This window comes from Vibrio sp. M260118 (assembly GCF_036533755.1).
In the GTDB taxonomy this organism is placed as follows: Bacteria; Pseudomonadota; Gammaproteobacteria; order Enterobacterales; family Vibrionaceae; genus Vibrio.
This window is the reverse complement of the sequence record NZ_JATABG010000597.1, coordinates 1-1,253: the sequence shown is the minus strand read 5'-3', so window position 1 is coordinate 1,253 and position 1,253 is coordinate 1. Positions and strand designations below refer to the sequence as shown.

The 1,253-nt window shown below is 41.7% G+C and carries 2 protein-coding genes; both read left to right on the top strand.

The genetic code is table 11. The features are described 5' to 3' along the window. A partial coding sequence (locus QTO00_RS19890; RefSeq protein ID WP_331426287.1) for a DUF3319 domain-containing protein occupies positions 1-226 on the top strand: 226 nt, incomplete at its 5' end. 5 nt (positions 227-231) lie between these two features. Continuing rightward, positions 232-543 (top strand): stress response translation initiation inhibitor YciH, encoded by a 312-nt coding sequence (gene yciH / locus QTO00_RS19885; protein WP_331426286.1) that lies wholly within the window; start codon positions 232-234, stop codon positions 541-543. Positions 544-1,253: the final 710 nt, after the last annotated feature.

The following is a 1,253-nucleotide window of genomic DNA, read 5'->3' as shown; positions in this document are numbered from 1 at the left end:
CATCATAGACCCTAAAGAGTTCAACTCTCTATCAAAACAACATGCTGCGAATGGTCAACCATCTCAAGAAGTTTTTCATGGCTACACGATAAAGAATGACACAGGCGAGCCAAATAGCTGGTACTGCTTTTTCAACGGTAGGCTTATAAAAGGCGGAAAAGTTGCTATTCAGAAGCACATAGAGGCATACTTGGTCGCTAAGCAAAAGGCACAACAGAAGAAGTAAGCTTTATGACTCTTGTATATAGCACAGATGTGGGTCGCATCAAACCAGAAGAAGACAAACCGCAACGTCCAAAAGGCGATGGCATTGTTCGTATCGAACGCCAAACTAAAGGACGCAAAGGTAAAGGCGTTTCAATCGTTACGGGCTTAGATCTTGATGATGCGCCACTAAAACTGTTAGCGGCAGAACTAAAGAAAGTTTGTGGCTGCGGTGGTTCAGTTAAAGACGGTAACATCGAAATCCAAGGCGATGCACGCGACAAAATTAAAGCGCACCTGGAAAAGAAAGGTCACACAGTAAAACTAGTCGGTGGCTAAACTAATAAGCAGAGCGTTAATCTTCGATTAGCAAACTGATTATTAGGTATTTTATGGTAAATCTGCTTATGGTGAATCGGAGCGATAGAAGATGATTAAATAGAAGGGACAATGAGTGTCCTTTCTTAATATCAAACACTATTTAACATAACGTGCATAATGCGCACCAAAGCTGTCATGTAAGCCCAAAGCGATAATGTCCTAATATTTCCAAGTGAATCTGTCCTATGTTTGCTTGTAGGTTTTAGGATGTTAGTTACGATTTACGACCATGAATTACAACGCTTCTCCATTATCCGAGATGTATTAAACGATAAGTTAACGCGCCAAGATGCCACGTCCATTCTTCGACACTTGTCTCGTATACTTAAAGCTTTTAAAGAACCAGCGTTGAGTCCCTAACTCATGGCAACCGTGCTAAACCTTCTAGCAATCGCATCAGCGATGACACTAGGCTCAACGTACTCAAACTTATCTCAGGACGATCTGACAAATGCTGCCCGCTAGTCTTTATCGATGATGCGACTGGACGCCTATTGTGATTGGTCCGCTTTGATTATCTATGCTCGAAGGCAATATTACCTCGTTAACAACTCTATATTAGTGACAATGTCACTAGCAGAAAAGTCGCACCGAGCCACTCTATTTGCTTGCAACATTCGGCCAATAGCCAATACGACAAATTTAAACGTAACCACCTCATAAAACTA

Coding starts and splice junctions, on each gene's coding strand:
- yciH (WP_331426286.1), top strand. CDS start 232: ATGACTCTTGTATATAGCACAGATGTGGGTCGCATCAAACCAGAAGAA.